Here is a 13,867-nt window from a genome sequence, read left to right on the forward strand (position 1 = left end):
GGTCTGTCCGGTGAGCTATCCGGTTAGACGATCAGTGCGGGCGACACATTCGCTCGCCGCTGTCTGCTGGCGGCACACCCGGCCAGCCGATCAGGGTGCTGGCGCTGTCGCCATGCAGGTTGTCGAGCAGGCGACTGGCGATGCGGGAAAGATAGCGTTTCATGATTGGCTTCCTGCCCTAGATGGCAATGGCGCTGAGCGGGTAGCCCGACGCGAGAAAGGGGTTGTGATCGCGGCCGAGGCTTTGCGGGTCGTCCTTTTCCACGCCGAGCAATGCCAGCAGGCGCGTGCGGATATCGTTGAAACCGGCCTGGCCGTTGTCACGCGGGCGAGCCAGATCGACGCGCAGCGCTTCGGCGATGCGCCCGTTCTGCAGCACGATGATGCGATCGGCGAGCAGAATGGCTTCGTCGACATCATGGGTGACCAGCAGCACGGCTGGCGTGTGCTTCTGCCACAGGTCGATGATCAGGCGATGCATGCGGATGCGGGTCAGCGCATCTAGGGCGGCGAAGGGTTCGTCGAGCAGCAGCAGTTTGGGCTCGCGAACCAGGCTGCGCGCCAATGCCACGCGCTGGGATTCACCGCCGGACAGGGTAGCGGGAAAGGCTTCCAGGCGATGGGCCAGGCCCACTTCGGTCAGCGCCTGGATGGCACGCTCCTTGGGGTTGGCCACGCGCAGGCCGAGGGTGACGTTCTTCCAGGCGCGCTTCCATGGCATCAGTCGCGGCTCCTGGAATACCGCAGCGCGGGCTTGTGGGACGACCAGTTCACCACCATCGATGGAGTCCAGGCCTGCCAGCGAGCGCAGCAGGGTGGTCTTGCCGGAGCCGCTGGCGCCGAGCAGGGCAACGAACTCACCAGGGGCGATATCCAGGTTCAGTTCATCGATTACTCGGTTGTCGCCGAACTGACGCACCACGCCGCGCAGGCTGACGGCTGGCGAGTAGTCGATCTTGCTGTGCGCATTCATGCTTCAGGTCGCCCATGAACGAAGGGCGCCAGGCCAGAGCCAGGCGTTCCAGGGTGCGGATCAGGCCGTCGATGAGCAGACCCAGCAAGCTGTAGATCAGCAGGCAGATGACGATCACGTCGGTGCGCATGAAGTCGCGGGCATCGCTGGCCAGAAAGCCGATACCGGCGGTGGTGTTGATCTGCTCGACGAACACCAGGGCCAGCCAGGAAATTCCCAGGGAGTAACGCAGGCCGACGAAGAACGAGGGCAGGGCGCCCGGCAGAATCACGTGCCAGATGAGTTCGCGGCGGTTCAGCCCCAAGGTATTGGCCGCTTCGATCAGTTTCGGGTCGATATTGCGGATGCCGGCGAACAGGTTGAGGTAGATCGGAAAGGTGGTGCCCATGACGATCAGCGCCACCTTGGTGAATTCGCCAATGCCGAACCACAGGATGAACAGCGGCACCAGGGCCAGGGACGGGATGGTACGCAGCATCTGCATGGGCGAATCGAGGGCGATTTCGCCACGTTTCGACAGGCCGGTGATCAGCGCTGCGGTGACGCCGATCGCCACGCCGATGCCGAGGCCAGTCACTGCTCGCTGCAGGGACACCAGCAGGTGGCGCAGCAGTTCACCGCTGCGCGTCAATTCCCAGAGTGTGCCGCTGATCTCGCTCGGGGCGGCGATCACGCGAGCGGGAATCAGACCGGCCCGCGAAGCGATTTCCCAGAGCAGCAAAATGGCCACAGGGCTGATCAGGCGCAGGACAAAATCCGGCGTGGTCATTTGCTGCGGCGAGCGGGCTGTATCGTGCGGCTCACGGTGATGGTGCTGGCGTCGGTCATGAGGATCTCCCGCTGATCAGTGCTTGTAGCTCTGGCCTGAAGCCCGCTCGAGCTGGCGAATCAGCGCGTCCCAGTGCAGCTTGATGCCCGGCCCTTTGCCATCGGAAAAACGCGCCGATTGCTGGCGGACCTTTTCGATGGCTTCGTCGGGTGCATGCAGCAGATCGGCATTGCCGCCGGCCTGGGCGGCGATCTGGATGTTGCAGGCGCGTTCCAGGCCATGCAGCTCGCGGAACGCATGTTCGACGCTGATGCCGCCGGTGAGCAGACCATGGTTGCGCAGGATGAAGATGTTGCTGTCGCCAAGGTCGGCGACCAGGCGCTCCTGCTCGTCCAGATCCAGCGCCACGCCTTCGTAGTCGTGGTACTTCACGCGGCTGTAGAAGCCCAGGGCATGCTGCGAGAGCGGCAGCAGCCCGCCGCGCTGGGCGGATACCGCTGCGCCGTCGCGGGTATGGGTGTGCAGCACGGCCTGCAGATCCGGGCGCGCGCGGTGGATGGCGCTGTGGATCACGTAACCGGCCTGGTTGATACCCAGGTTCAGTGGGTCGTCGATGATGGTGCCGTCGACATCCACCTTGACCAGATTGGACGCCGTGATCTCGTCGAACAACAGGCCGAAGGCGTTGATCAGAAAGTGTTCGTCCGGCCCCGGCACGCGGGCGGAGAAATGCGTGTAGATATGATCCGTCCAGCGAAACAGCGCAGCCAATTGGTAGGCGGCAGCCAGCTTGACGCGTACTTCCCATTCTTCAGGGCTGACGCGCTCCTGGACGGAAGGAATGCTGTGCAGGGTTGCGAGTGAACTCATGGCAATCTCCAGGCCCTGGTGGGCAGTCTGTTCAGTAACCGCGTTCGATATCGACGAGGTTTTCCAATGGCGCTGCCGTCTGGAAACGCTGGAAGTTGGCGACGAAATCGTCGACGAACTTGCGTTTGCCATCGGTGGACAGGGCACTGGTGTGGGGTGAAATACGTACCCGCGGATGCAAGTACAGCGGGTGATCGTTCGGCAACGGCTCGGGGTCGGTGACATCCAGGGTGGCGCGGCCGATGCTGCCGTTATCCAGCGCCTCGAGCAGGGCGTTCTGATCGAGCAGACCCCCACGAGCCAGGTTGATCAGGTGCAGGCCGGGTTTGGCGCTGCCCAGCACGTCGCGGTCGAGCAGGTGGCGGGTATCGGCAGTCAGCGGCGCAACCACCACCAGGTGGTCGGCTTCGGCGAACAGGTGGTGGATGTCGCGGGCGGCCTCGATGCCAGGGATCTCGGCAATGGCGTGCCCTGGGCGACCCAGAGCGATGACGCGCATGCCCAGGGCCAGAGCCTTGTGCGCCAGGCTCTGGCCAATCGAGCCGAGGCCCAGGATACCCAGCGTCGCGCCCTTGACCGGCTGCAGGTAGGTGAAGTGCCAATCGTCGTTGTTTACCCAGATGTCCGGAAGCTGCTTGGCCACGCTGAAGATCGCCGCCAGGGCGAATTCGGCAACGTGGTTGGCGTTGGCACCCTTGGCGCTGGCGACCTGCTCTACGTCGAACAGCCAGTGCGGGTAGAAATCGATGCCGGAGGAGGCCAGTTGCACCCACTGCAACGACCACGGCCAGCCGGCTGGCGCGTCCTTGAGTTCGACGCCGCGCACGTTGATGGGCCGCACGATCAGCGTGCTGGCGTCAGCGGGAATCTGCGCCAGGCCTTCCGGGCCAAAGGGGATTTCGACGATGCGCTGTTGCGGCAGGCGCTCGCGCAGATAGGCGTTGGCCTCGGCATCCAGCTGGCTGACGATGGTCTGGCTCATTGTGCTGCCTCCCGAGCCTGAGCGAAGGCGCTACGGCCGGCGGCGCTGAGCGCCACGTCGTCCTGCGGGGTATGGATGCGGCTGCACAGCACGTCACGGAAATGCCGCTCCAGCGGGTTCTTGCGTGACAGCCCCGGGTTGCCGGATGCCTCGATGGCGAGCTCCACGGCACGTATGGCGTTGCTGCTCACCAGTTGCTTGATCTGCCCGGCGTGCGCTGCCTCGACCTGGCCGGCGGCGGCCGAATCGAGCAGGGTGCGGTTGGCGAACAGCAGGGTATCGATGCGCCCGACGATCTCCTGAAAACGCTGCAGGCTCGATAGCGGCGCACCGAGGTTGGAGGGCGTACGGTGTTCGAGAAAGCCCACCAGCCAGTCCCGCGCCGCCTGGGCAACGCCATCGTAGATGGCTGGCAGTAGTACCGACATCCACAGCATGCCTTCGCCATCCAGTTCCGGCCTGGGTGCGCTCCAGGGGCTGACGCTGACAGCGTGGTCGAGGGGAATCAGCACGTCGTCGAACTGCACTTCATGGCTGCAGGTGGCGCGCATGCCCAGGTGATCCCAGTCCTCGACGATACGAATGCCGGGGTTATCGCGATGTACCAGGTAACCGCCAACCAGCGGGTCGGCATCGTCACTGCGTGCCCACACCAGGTACCAGATCAGGCCGTGGCTGCCGGTCGAATAGATCTTGCGGCCGCTCAGGCGCCAGCCTTCGCTGGTACGTCGGGCAGTCGTCGCTGGCAGACCGCCGCGCGCCGGCGTGCCGAGTTCGGGTTCGACGCGAAAGGCGTTGATCAGTGCGCCGTTCTCTACCGCATCGATACCCACCTGGCGACGCAGATGCTCGGGCCAGTTGAGGTTCTGCTGCAGGCGGAAGTGCTGCAGGTACTGCATCACCAGAATCAGTGCCGTCGAGGGTTCGCCCTTGGCCACCGCGCTGATCACCCGCCGCGCGGTAGGCAGATCGGCGCCACCGCCACCCAGCGTTTTCGGAACCGTCAACCCCAGCAGGCCGTGGCGCTGCAGCAGGGCGAAGTTCTCGGCCGGGAATTCGCCACTGCGATCGTAACGCGCGGCGCTGGCGGCCAGGGTCGCGCTGATTTCATCGAGCAGGCGGGCGAAGCGTGCCTCGTCGCGCTCCGGGGATACGCGATGGGTGGGGAAGGCGAGGGTGTCGGCGGATTGCGTCATGGGTCTCTCATCACTGGCGCAGATGGCAGGCAATGCCTGTTTGATTTCTGAGCGCCCCAGGGTGATGAGGTAGCCTGGATGAGACCGTATTCTTATAGCTTTGCGCTGTAAAAGTCTTTTTGGTTCTAAGCTAATTATCAGCTTTTCTGAATTAATAGTTTTGCTGTTATGCGTTTATAGAATTTTGTAAGCGCTCGAGATGGCTGCCGAATTGTTGACGGGCGCCAGTCGTGGTCTTCCCGGTCGCTTTCAGGTCATGCCGTTTTCAAAGGATGAGGGAACGCTTCGGCCAATCATTGGCTGCGCCTACGGCTCCTGGGTATCGCTGCGCTCAACCCAGGCTACGGGAATGGGGGGAATACGGGCTCGGCTCAACGCCCGTAGCCCGGGTCTAGCGAAACGACACTTGGGGCGATAAGGGCCCGGGAATGGCGTCGCTACCAACTCGGCGCTATTGCGACCGCAAGCGCTCTGCAGCCACATCGCTGAACAGGTTCACGGCGTCCTGCAGGTTGCCCAGGTACTGCGGGTGCAGCAGCCAGAGATCGATCATCGGCTTGAAGTCGCTGACGTTGATCACGTCCAGTTGCTCGCGGTGCCCGCTGCGCTCGAGCAGGGGCGCGGGTACCAGGCCGAAACCCATGCCGCTGGCGACCAGGCCCAATTGCAGTTCGGTGCCGAAGGTTTCCAGGTTGATCTGCAACGACAGGCCCTGTTCGGACAGCGCGCGTTGCAGGCCTGCGCGGAAACCACAGCCGTCGGGGTTGAGCACCCAGCCCTGCTGGTAGCAGTCCTTGAGCTTGCAGCTGCGCTTGCGCATCGCGCCCTTGGCGGCCACCACCAGCAGCGGCATGCGGCCGATGGAGCGGCTGGCGATGCCTTCGGGGAAGATCTTGCCCGCCGGGAAGAGCACTGCGGCGGCATCCAGCTCACCGTTTTCCATGCGCGCGATCAGGCTGCTGCCCCAGCCGTTGATGACCTGGGTCTTGAGTTCCGGGAAGGTTTCGCGAATCTGCTGCAGGGCGTCGAGCAGCACCACGTCGCTGATGGTCTGCGGTACGCCCAGGCGCAGTGCACCGCTGGGCGAGCCATCGCTGGCGACCAGTTCACGCAGCGAGTCGATCTCACGCAGGATCGCCTTGCACTGGTCGTACACGCGCAGGCCCATGGGCGTTGGCTTGAGTGGCTTGGTATTACGGTCGAGCAGATTGGCGCCCAGGTCTTCTTCGAAATTCTGCACGCGGCGGGTGATCGCCGGCTGCGTCAGTTGCAGCGCATCAGCAGCCTGCTTGGTCGATTGACAGCGGATGACGGCGACGAATGCATCCATGTCATCGATCTTCATCTCAGGTACTCACATATTAAGGGCAGGAAAAATGCCTCGATAGAATAATCGGCTTTTCAGGAACCGGTCACATGATTTCGTCCGGCACTGGCCGGTGACGTGGCGAACCTCGGTGTTCTCATACGGTTTTTCCTGCCGCTAGCAGGGTGAAAGCATCGAGATAGAGGCGTTTGCTCAAGAGCGTACAAATACGTGACAGGAATGCGTGCATATTCTTTTATGGACTTAAAGGTGACTTATAAATTATTTAAGTGAATAGATTAGCGTGCTTATGATCTCGACAGACCTTTCCGGCTGCGGCCGATATTTCCTTCGAGAGCATTCCTATGAACCGACCCTTTATCCGCACGATTCTCGCCAGCAGCCTCGTGGCTGCTATAGCTGTTCCCGGCCTTACCCTGGCGCAGACGTCGGCAGGCATCATCCTGCCCCAGGAGCAGTTCCAGACCCTCAGCCAGCAAAAGAACGTGAAGGTTCTGGATATCCGTAGCCAGGCCGAATACGACAAAGGGCACATCGCCGGTGCTATCCACTTACCCTGGCAGTTGCTGAACGTTTCCGAGCGCGATGGCATTCGCAACGAGTACGCCAGTGACGAGGACATCGAACAGGCGCTCAGCGCTGCCGGTGTCAGCTACGACGATACGCTGCTGATCTACGGCGCCACGTCGCTGGCCGGACGCGCCTTCGTGGTGCTGGAGTACGCAGGCTTCAGCGACTTGCACGTGCTCGACGGCGGCCTTAGCCAGTGGAAGGGCAAGCTGGTGACCCAGGCCACCAAGCCCAAGCCCAGCGAGTTCAAGCTGACCCGCAAGCAGGAGAACCGGGTCGAGAAAGATTACGTGGCCAGCAGGATTGGTGACGGCAAGACGCGCATCCTCGACGCACGTGTGGCCAACGCCACGGACGACGGTGTGATCCCCACGGCGCAGGCGCTGTCTTCCACCAGTTTCGTCGACGGCAAGACCTCCATCCTCAGACCCCGCGCTGAGCTGGTCGCCGAACTGAAGGCAAAGGGCATCACCCCCGACAACGAAATCGTCGCTTACTGCGGTAGCGGCGCGGCGGCATCCAGCTCCTATCTGTTCCTCAAGGATCTTGGCTACAACAACATCAAGTTCTACGACAAGAGCTGGGATGAGTGGAGCCGTGATGGCAACCAGCAGACGTTGGGGCTGGACAATTTCTCGTTCGCCGGTGATGCCCTCAATAGCCCAAAATCACTGGGGCCGCGCTTTCTCAATGAAACCGAAGTGAAGGCCTTGCAGGCCGACGAGAGTGCCATCGTGGTGGACGTGCGCCCGCCAGCTGACTACCAGGTAGGGCGCATTCCCGAGTCGGTCAATGTGTTCTGGAATGACACCCTCGATGAACAACGCAGCCTGAAAGATGCCGAGGCTTTGCGCGCGCTGTTTGCCGCCCAGGGCGTGACCCCGGACAAGCACGTGGTGATCTTCGCCCGAGGCGGGTTGCAGCTGGCGCAGAGCTATACCGTCCTCAAGTTGCTCGGCTTCGAGAAGGTCGATGCGTTCGAGGGCAAGTGGGAAGGCTGGGTCAACCCGGCTTACGGCCCGAGCAAGGGTTGATCGATGTCGTCCAACCAAACGTTCGGTCTGCCAGCCAGGTCGAACGCCGTGGTCGATACACCGGTAGTGGCGGTGGCCGCTGCAGGCATCGCGCTCTTGGCCATCACCTGCTATTTGGCCATCGATCTGCGCCAGGGGCTTCTGGCGCTGGTCGGGGTGGCGCTCGGCTTCGTCCTCTATCAGGCCAGCTTCAGCTTTGCCGGCGGCTGGCGAGCGGCAATCACTGAGGGGCGCACAGCCAGCATTCGTGCGCAAATGCTGTCGATCGCCCTGGCGTGTGCGGTGATCATGCCGCTGCTCGACCGGGGTGAAGCGTTCGGTCAGCCATTGACCGGAGCGCTGGGCCCTCTCGGCATCTCGTTGGCGGTCGGAGCGCTGCTCTTCGGTTTCGGCATGCAGCTTGGTGGCGGGTGCGCCTCGGGAACGCTGTTTACCGTCGGTGGTGGCAGCACGCGGATGCTGGTCACTCTGGTGTTCTTCATCGTCGGCGCATTGATAGGCACGGCTCATCTGCCGTGGTGGTCGTCGCAATACAGTATTGGTGTCATCCAGCCGGCGAAGCTGATCGGCCTGTGGCCAGCAGTCGCCTTGCAGTTGCTGGCCCTGGCTGCTGTCGGCCTGCTGGCACGTGGCTGGGAAGTACGCCGGCGCCGGCAGGTCGCATCGATCTTCAGGCCTGCGCAGGAAAGCGCAGATATCCCCTGGCGCCAGCGGCTCTGGCGCGGACACTGGCCGTTGGCCTGGGCATCTCTGGCGCTGGCGGTACTGGGCGTGTGCAACCTGCTGCTCTCCGGGCAGCCCTGGTCGGTGACCTTCGCGTTCAATCTGTGGGGGGCTAAATTGGCCACCCTGCTCGGGCTGGATGTCGGCAGTTGGGCATACTGGAGCTGGTCGATGCCGGCTCAGGCGCTGGCCGGGCCGGTGCTGGCGGAAACCACCTCGGTGACCAACTTCGGGCTGATTCTCGGTGCGTTGTTGGCTGCGGGGCTCAGCAAGCGTTTCGCACCGCTGCTGCGGGTGCCGCTGAAATCCCTGTTGGCGGCGGTGATTGGCGGTCTGCTGATGGGCTACGGTGCCAGGTTGGCGTTCGGCTGCAATGTCGGTGCGCTGTTCAGCGGCATTGCCTCTGGCAGCCTGCATGGTTGGGTATGGTTCGCACTGGCATTGCTGGGCAGCCTTGCGGGTGTCCGCGCCCGTCGCCTGTTCGGACTGGAGAGTTGAATGGCACTCGTGAACGATAGATCCCTGGCCCGAAGTGGCTGGCTGCTGCTGAGCTTTGCAGTGGTTTTGGCGCTCGCTGTGGATCTCGGTGAATACGCCGGACAGCCTCGGCAGGCGCTGCGCACCCTGGAGCCGGTCAGTGCCGAGGATCAGGGGCAGGGCGGCAGTGTCGATGCCTTCTGCGGATTTGCGCCGTGCGGTATGCCGCTGGAATGCGACCCCTCCTGATGCTTCCTCAAAACGCGCTCGGGTTGACCTGAGCGCGCTCACTCTCTGAGCGTCTTGTTCGTTGCAGCGGGATTGCCTCACCTGATTCGTACTGCGCTGTCGGCGAACCTGCTGGTTTTCAGCCATATGCTTATTCGATATCAATATTTCCAGTGACTGCGAGTATTCGCTATTTTCTCGTCACTACTTGTTATGACAAGTTGATCAAAAAGGATTCACATGTCTCAGCTCATACCGCTTTCGCCCGTTCCCCTGTACAGCCAGCTCAAGGAGTTGCTGCGCTCGCGCATTCTCGACGGCACCTATGCGCCGCACAGCCGCATGCCGTCGGAGAACGAACTGGGCCAGACCTATGGCGTCAGCCGCATCACCGTGCGCCAGGCGCTGGGGGACCTGCAGAAGGAAGGGCTGATCTTCAAGATCCACGGCAAGGGCACCTTCGTAGCCAAGCCCAAGGCGTTCCAGAACGTCAGCACGCTGCAGGGCCTGGGCGAATCGATGAAGCAGATGGGCTACGAGGTGATCAACAAGTTGCGCAGCCTGCGCCACGTTCCGGCGTCGGCATTGGTTGCCGAGCGCCTGCAGGTGGCAGAGGGCAGCACCGTCACGGAAATCCGCCGGGTGCGGCTGATCAACCGCGAGCCGATTTCCCTGGAAATCACCTGGCTGCCCCATGCCGTGGGCGAAAAGCTGGAGAAGGCCGATCTGGTCACGCGTGACATCTTCCTGATCCTCGAAAACGACTGCGGCATCGCCCTGGGTCATGCCGATCTGGCCATCGATGCCGTGCTTGCCGACAGCGACCTGACCCAGGCGCTGGCCGTGGAGGAAGGCTCGCCGATCATGCGTATCGAGCGCCTGACCCACACCGCCGATGGCACACCGCTGGATTTCGAACACCTCTATTACCGTGGCGATGCCTTCCAGTATCGCCTGCGCATCGACCGACAGAAGGGCGCGCAGCCATGAGCATCAACACCCTGGAACAGGAATACGACATCGTCATCATCGGCGGTGGTACCGCCGGCCCCATGGCCGCGATCAAGGCCAAGGAACGCAACAAGGCGTTGCGCGTGCTGCTGGTCGACAAGGCCAACGTCAAGCGCAGCGGAGCGATCAGCATGGGCATGGATGGCCTCAACAATGCCATCGTGCCCGGCCACGCCACGCCCGAGCAGTACACCAAGGAAATCACCGTGGCCAATGACGGCATCGTCAATCAGGCCGCCGTGTACGCCTATGCCACCCACAGTTTCGAAACCATCGAGCAGCTCGACCGCTGGGGCGTGAAGTTCGAGAAGGACGAAACCGGCGACTACGCGGTGAAGAAGGTGCATCACATGGGCGCCTACGTGCTGCCGATGCCCGAAGGGCACGACATCAAGAAGGTGCTGTATCGCCAGCTCAAGCGCGCCCGGGTGGAAATAACCAATCGCCTGGTGGCCACACGCCTGCTGACCGATGCCGACGGCGCGGTCAACGGCCTGATGGGTTTCGACTGCCGCACCGCCGATTTCCACGTGATCAAGGCCAAGGCGGTGATTCTTTGCTGCGGCGCGGCCGGACGTCTCGGGCTGCCGTCTTCCGGCTACCTGATGGGTACCTACGAGAACCCGACCAATGCCGGTGATGGCTACGCCATGGCGTATCACGCCGGTGCCGAGCTGGCCAATCTGGAGTGCTTCCAGATCAACCCGCTGATCAAGGATTACAACGGCCCGGCCTGCGCCTACGTGACCGGCCCGCTGGGGGGCTATACCGCCAACAACAAGGGCGAGCGCTTCATCGAATGCGACTACTGGAGCGGCCAGATGATGTGGGAGTTCCATCAGGAACTCGAGGGCGGCAACGGCCCGGTGTTCCTCAAACTCGATCACCTGGCCGAGGAAACCATCCAGAACATCGAGGAAATCTTGCATAGCAACGAGCGCCCCAGCCGCGGTCAGTTCCATGCCGGGCGTGGCACCGACTACCGCTCCAGCATGGTCGAGATGCACATCTCCGAGATCGGCTTCTGCAGTGGCCACAGCGCTTCCGGCGTGTGGGTCAACGAGCGGGCGGAAACCTCGGTCAAGGGCCTGTATTCGGCCGGAGACATGGCGGCGGTGCCGCACAACTACATGCTCGGCGCCTTCACCTACGGCTGGTTCGCGGGCAACAACGCTGCCGACTTCGTCGCCGAACGCGACCACAGCCCACTGGATCAGGCGCAGATCGACGCCGAGCGGGCGCGGGTCTACGCGCCGCTGAACCGCGAGCACGGCCTGCCGCCGGCGCAGGTGGAGTACAAGCTGCGCCGCTTCGTCAACGATTACCTGCAGCCACCCAAGGTCACCAGGAAGATGGAGATCGGCCTGCAGCGTTTCGCTGCCATCGAAGCGGATCTGGGCGAGCTGAAGGCCAACAACGCCCACGAACTGATGCGCGCCATGGAAGTCAGCGTGATCCGCGACTGCGCCGAGATGGCCGCCCGCGCCTCGCTGTTTCGCAAGGAAAGCCGCTGGGGCCTGTATCACCACCGGGTCGATCACCCGCAGCGCAATGATGCCGAATGGTTCGTGCACTGCCACCTGAAAAAGGACGAACACGGCCAGATGGTCAGCTTCAAGAAACCGGTCGAACCTTACCTGATCGCTCTGGATGATGAAGAGCAGCAGGCCTACAACCGCCTGCGGGTAAAGACCGAAGCGGCCTGACCTGACAGCGTGCAACACCATAACGAGAGCCACAGGCTCCGAGGACACCGTGATATGGCCTTCCAGCCCCAGGAAATCCTGTTTCGCAGCAATGCGCCCGTGACCATCGACGAAGACAAGTGCATCGCCCACAAGGGCTGCACCGTGTGCGTCGACGTCTGCCCGATGGATCTGCTGGCGATCAACCCGGCGACGCAAAAGGCCTACATGGCTTTCGACGAGTGTTGGTACTGCATGCCGTGCGAGAAGGATTGCCCGACCGATGCGGTGCGCGTCGAGATTCCCTATCTGCTGCGTTGAACAAAGCGCGACCTGGAGTTTTGTAGGCGCCCGCTTGCGGGCGATCAACGGGAAAGCATCGCCCGCAAGCGGGCTCCTACGGACTTCAACGCTCGGGACTCTGCAGCTAGCGCGAAGCTTATCCACCGAATATCCAACATAAAAAGCAACACGCCATCCGGCCAACCACCGGACGCCTGATCAACAGACCCCTCGTTTCCCACCGGCCGACCACCCGGCGGAGACGATTCCAATACCTATTGATTCGAGGGGAGACACCCATGCACTTGCGTACCACTCTGGTCGGCCTCGCGCTGGCCATCGGCAGCATCACTGCCCAGGCCGAGACCATTCGCATCGCCATCGGCACCCAGGACACCACCATCAACTGCGCCACCGGCGGGTTGCTGATCCGCGAGCTCGGTCTGCTCGACAAATACCTGCCGCGCGACGGCAAGTACAAGGACGCCAAGTACGAAGTGGAGTGGAAGAACTTCACCAGCGGCGCGCCCCTGACCAACGAAATGGTCGCCGGCAAGCTCGACTTTGGCGCCATGGCTGACTTCCCCGGTTCGTTCAATGGTGTGGCCCACCGCGATGCCGGCAAGCAGAGCCTGTTCATCACCGTGTTGTCGGGCAGCACCAAGGGCAGTGGCAACGGCATCGTGGTGCCGGCATCCTCCAGCGTGCAATCGCTGGCCGAGCTCAAGGGCAAGACCATTTCCGTGCCGTTCGCGTCCACCGCCCATGGCATGCTGCTGCGCGCCGTTGCCGCCCAGGGCTGGGATCCGCAGAAGGACGTGCGCATCATCGCCCAGGCCCCGGAAATCGCCGGCTCGGCGCTGCGCAGCAATCGCATCGAGGCCCACGCGGACTTCGTGCCGTTCGCCGAACTGTTCCCCAACCGTGGCTTCGCGCGCAAGATCTACGATGGCTCCCAGGCGGATGCACCCACCTTCCATGGTGCGCTGGTGGATGCCGATTACGCCAAGAAGTACCCGGAAGTGGTCACCGCCTACCTGCGCGCCGGCCTGGAAGCGGATCGCCTGTTCGCAGCCGAGCCGGAGAAGTACAGCGAGCTGATCGAGAAGGTCACCGGTATCGAGGCCGAGGTGAATTACCTGTTCCACGGCCCGCTCGGGTTGCAGACCCGTGACCTGACCTGGAAGCCCGAGTACCGCCAGGCGGTCACCACCTCCATCGAAACCCTCAAGTTGCTGAAGAAGACCGACCGCGGTCTGAACGTCGAGCAATTCGTCGACGATCAGTACATCAAGGCTGCCTTCAAGGCCGAAGGTGGTGATTACGCGCAGGCGCTGGCCAATTACGCACAACTGCCGCTGAAAGCCAATGATGCAGTGACCGGCCAGCCGATCACCGATTTCAAGCGCGTGGCGCAGATCTGGGTGCGTGGTGAAAGCAAGGTACGTCACTACGCCTCACCGGAAGCGGCCTTCAAGGCGCTAGCGCAGCTCGAGGAGGCGGGCAAGGACATCCGTGCCATCTACGCCCAGGCCAGCGACAGCGGCATCAAGCTGCTGGCCAACCAGGCCTGGTTCGTGCGTAACGGCAAGGGTGAGCTCAGCGCTTTCCTGCTCAAGGGCCAGGCCGAAGCCTATGCCAAGGCTCACGGTGGTGAAGCGCTGGACTTCGGCAGCGCCAACCAGCGCCTGGTAGCCGCACGCTGATCGGCCCGCTGCGCCACGCTTGGTGTGGCGCAGC

The 13,867-nt window shown here is 62.8% G+C and carries 13 protein-coding genes and 1 pseudogene; 7 read left to right on the forward strand and 7 right to left on the reverse strand.

All coding sequences use genetic code 11. From position 1 onward, the window contains the following. Positions 1-31: 31 nt before the first annotated feature. The 7 genes and pseudogenes from K5Q02_RS24355 to K5Q02_RS15730 all read right to left on the reverse strand — a co-directional run bounded on the left by K5Q02_RS24355 (position 32) and on the right by K5Q02_RS15730 (position 6,135). Positions 32-163: a hypothetical protein gene (locus K5Q02_RS24355; RefSeq protein WP_268945232.1), complete on the reverse strand. Its 132-nt coding sequence runs from the start codon at positions 161-163 to the stop codon at positions 32-34. A 15-nt stretch (positions 164-178) separates the two neighbouring features. Continuing rightward, complete coding sequence (locus K5Q02_RS15705; RefSeq protein ID WP_225832051.1) at positions 179-973, reverse strand: ABC transporter ATP-binding protein; 795 nt, start codon at positions 971-973, stop codon at positions 179-181. A 13-nt stretch (positions 974-986) separates the two neighbouring features. After that, positions 987-1,733: pseudogene (locus K5Q02_RS15710) on the reverse strand (ABC transporter permease); the annotation flags it as partial. A gap of 84 nt (positions 1,734-1,817) precedes the next feature. Then, a complete protein-coding gene (locus K5Q02_RS15715) occupies positions 1,818-2,612 on the reverse strand; it encodes a class II aldolase/adducin family protein (protein WP_225832053.1) in 795 nt (264 codons plus the stop codon). 31 nt (positions 2,613-2,643) lie between these two features. After that, complete coding sequence (locus tag K5Q02_RS15720) at positions 2,644-3,594, reverse strand: D-isomer specific 2-hydroxyacid dehydrogenase family protein (RefSeq protein WP_225832054.1); 951 nt, start codon at positions 3,592-3,594, stop codon at positions 2,644-2,646. Further along, a complete protein-coding gene (locus K5Q02_RS15725) occupies positions 3,591-4,790 on the reverse strand; it encodes an acyl-CoA dehydrogenase family protein (RefSeq protein WP_225832056.1) in 1,200 nt (399 codons plus the stop codon). Before K5Q02_RS15725 ends, K5Q02_RS15720 begins: the two co-directional genes overlap by 4 nt. Positions 4,791-5,241: 451 nt before the next feature. Further along, on the reverse strand, positions 5,242-6,135 hold the full coding sequence (locus tag K5Q02_RS15730) for a LysR family transcriptional regulator (protein WP_225832058.1): 894 nt from the start codon (positions 6,133-6,135) through the stop codon (positions 5,242-5,244). 326 nt (positions 6,136-6,461) lie between these two features. Here K5Q02_RS15730 and K5Q02_RS15735 point away from each other — a divergent pair, with 326 nt between their 5' ends. From K5Q02_RS15735 to K5Q02_RS15765, 7 genes are all read left to right on the forward strand, one after another. Next, positions 6,462-7,721 carry a rhodanese-like domain-containing protein gene (locus K5Q02_RS15735; RefSeq protein WP_225832060.1) on the forward strand — a complete coding sequence of 420 codons (1,260 nt, stop codon included), beginning with the start codon at positions 6,462-6,464 and terminating at the stop codon, positions 7,719-7,721. A 3-nt stretch (positions 7,722-7,724) separates the two neighbouring features. Continuing rightward, a complete protein-coding gene (locus K5Q02_RS15740; protein ID WP_225832062.1) occupies positions 7,725-8,942 on the forward strand; it encodes a YeeE/YedE family protein in 1,218 nt (405 codons plus the stop codon). Further along, a complete protein-coding gene (locus K5Q02_RS15745) occupies positions 8,943-9,170 on the forward strand; it encodes a hypothetical protein (RefSeq protein WP_225832064.1) in 228 nt (75 codons plus the stop codon). A gap of 219 nt (positions 9,171-9,389) precedes the next feature. Next, positions 9,390-10,139, forward strand: coding sequence for a GntR family transcriptional regulator (locus K5Q02_RS15750; RefSeq protein ID WP_042552537.1), 750 nt, complete (start codon positions 9,390-9,392; stop codon positions 10,137-10,139). Between the two features lie 2 nt (positions 10,140-10,141). After that, positions 10,142-11,866: a fumarate reductase/succinate dehydrogenase flavoprotein subunit gene (locus tag K5Q02_RS15755; RefSeq protein ID WP_225839702.1), complete on the forward strand. Its 1,725-nt coding sequence runs from the start codon at positions 10,142-10,144 to the stop codon at positions 11,864-11,866. A 54-nt stretch (positions 11,867-11,920) separates the two neighbouring features. Continuing rightward, positions 11,921-12,166: a 4Fe-4S dicluster domain-containing protein gene (locus K5Q02_RS15760; protein WP_042552539.1), complete on the forward strand. Its 246-nt coding sequence runs from the start codon at positions 11,921-11,923 to the stop codon at positions 12,164-12,166. Positions 12,167-12,426: 260 nt separating this feature from the next. Next, positions 12,427-13,833, forward strand: a complete 1,407-nt coding sequence (locus K5Q02_RS15765) for an ABC transporter substrate-binding protein (RefSeq protein ID WP_225832067.1) — start codon at positions 12,427-12,429, stop codon at positions 13,831-13,833. The last annotated feature ends 34 nt before the right edge of the window (positions 13,834-13,867 follow it).

Origin of the sequence: Pseudomonas sp. MM211 (assembly GCF_020386635.1) — a bacterium.
In the GTDB taxonomy this organism is placed as follows: domain Bacteria; phylum Pseudomonadota; class Gammaproteobacteria; order Pseudomonadales; family Pseudomonadaceae; genus Aquipseudomonas.

What these genes read in the sequence shown, in the direction of transcription:
- K5Q02_RS24355 (WP_268945232.1), bottom strand. Translation starts at nt 163, where the DNA reads ATGAAACGCTATCTTTCCCGCATCGCCAGTCGCCTGCTCGACAACCTG.
- K5Q02_RS15705 (WP_225832051.1), bottom strand. Translation starts at nt 973, where the DNA reads ATGAATGCGCACAGCAAGATCGACTACTCGCCAGCCGTCAGCCTGCGC.
- K5Q02_RS15715 (WP_225832053.1), bottom strand. Translation starts at nt 2,612, where the DNA reads ATGAGTTCACTCGCAACCCTGCACAGCATTCCTTCCGTCCAGGAGCGC.
- K5Q02_RS15720 (WP_225832054.1), bottom strand. Translation starts at nt 3,594, where the DNA reads ATGAGCCAGACCATCGTCAGCCAGCTGGATGCCGAGGCCAACGCCTAT.
- K5Q02_RS15725 (WP_225832056.1), bottom strand. Translation starts at nt 4,790, where the DNA reads ATGACGCAATCCGCCGACACCCTCGCCTTCCCCACCCATCGCGTATCC.
- K5Q02_RS15730 (WP_225832058.1), bottom strand. Translation starts at nt 6,135, where the DNA reads ATGAAGATCGATGACATGGATGCATTCGTCGCCGTCATCCGCTGTCAA.
- K5Q02_RS15735 (WP_225832060.1), top strand. Translation starts at nt 6,462, where the DNA reads ATGAACCGACCCTTTATCCGCACGATTCTCGCCAGCAGCCTCGTGGCT.
- K5Q02_RS15740 (WP_225832062.1), top strand. Translation starts at nt 7,725, where the DNA reads ATGTCGTCCAACCAAACGTTCGGTCTGCCAGCCAGGTCGAACGCCGTG.
- K5Q02_RS15745 (WP_225832064.1), top strand. Translation starts at nt 8,943, where the DNA reads ATGGCACTCGTGAACGATAGATCCCTGGCCCGAAGTGGCTGGCTGCTG.
- K5Q02_RS15750 (WP_042552537.1), top strand. Translation starts at nt 9,390, where the DNA reads ATGTCTCAGCTCATACCGCTTTCGCCCGTTCCCCTGTACAGCCAGCTC.
- K5Q02_RS15760 (WP_042552539.1), top strand. Translation starts at nt 11,921, where the DNA reads ATGGCCTTCCAGCCCCAGGAAATCCTGTTTCGCAGCAATGCGCCCGTG.
- K5Q02_RS15765 (WP_225832067.1), top strand. Translation starts at nt 12,427, where the DNA reads ATGCACTTGCGTACCACTCTGGTCGGCCTCGCGCTGGCCATCGGCAGC.